General features: G+C 73.4%; 2 protein-coding genes. Both read left to right on the top strand.

The features are described from left to right. On the top strand, positions 1–638 hold a 638-nt coding region (locus I71_RS31175), incomplete at its 5' end, for a hypothetical protein (RefSeq protein ID WP_042703492.1). Between the two features lie 87 nt (positions 639–725). Continuing rightward, positions 726–964: isocitrate lyase/phosphoenolpyruvate mutase family protein (locus I71_RS31170; RefSeq protein WP_042703490.1), on the top strand; the 239-nt coding region annotated here is incomplete at its 3' end.

Below are 964 nucleotides of genomic sequence, written 5' to 3'. Positions count from 1 at the left end.
CGCTGCGCGCAGCCGGCATCCCCCTCGGCCTCGCCGTCATCCCGGCCGACGCCGAGCCGTCGCTGGCCGAGGCCCTTGCCAACCACGCCTTCGTCACCCCGCTGGTCCATGGCTGGTCCCACACCGACCACGCCGCCCCCGGCCGGAAAAAGTGCGAGTTCGGCCCGGAACGTCCTTCCGAGGTCCGACAGGCCGAGGCCGAACGCGGCCTGTCCACCCTGCGCGCCCTGTTCGGGGAGCGCGTTCTGCCGCTGTTCGTCCCGCCCTGGAACCGCATGGCCCCCGACATGCCGGCGCGCCTGTCGGCATCCGGCTACCGCGCCGTCTCCGCCTTCGGCCCGTCCCCGGCGCCCCGGGACGGCATCGCCTGGGTCAACACCCACCTCGACCTGATCGACTGGCGCGGCAGCCGCTCCGCCGTGCCGCTGGACTCGCTGCTCGACCTGCTGTGCCGCGAACTGCGCGACCGCCGCGAGGGGCGGCGGACCCCATCCGAGCCCGTCGGCCTGCTGACCCACCACCGGGTGCATGATGCCGCGATCTGGGACCTGCTGGACCGCCTGCTGGAGCGGCTGGCAGCGCATCCGGCGGTGGACTGGCCGGCGGTGGACTGGCCGGCGGTGGACAGCCTGGGGTAACCATAGGGCCGGCCGGCCGATGGGCTGTGGCGGAGCACCGCCTTAGCCTGCACCGAGTCCGCGCCGCCGTTCCGAAGGATGACCGTAATGACCACCCCCCACCAGGCCCGCACCGCCTTCGCCGACCTCCACAGGGACGGCTGCTTCGTCATCCCCAACCCGTGGGACGCCGGCAGCGCCCTGATGCTGGAGCATCTCGGCTTCCGCGCGCTGGCGACCACCTCGGCGGGGTTCGCCTTCTCGCGCGGGCTTCCCGACACCGATTGGGCGGTACCCTGCGCGGACATGCTGTCCCACATCGCCGGCATCGTCCGGGCAACCGGCCT

Source organism: Azospirillum sp. B506 (assembly GCF_000333595.1).
In the GTDB taxonomy this organism is placed as follows: Bacteria; Pseudomonadota; Alphaproteobacteria; order Azospirillales; family Azospirillaceae; genus Azospirillum.
Note: the sequence above shows the minus strand (reverse complement) of the source record. Positions and strands in the feature narration are given on the sequence as shown.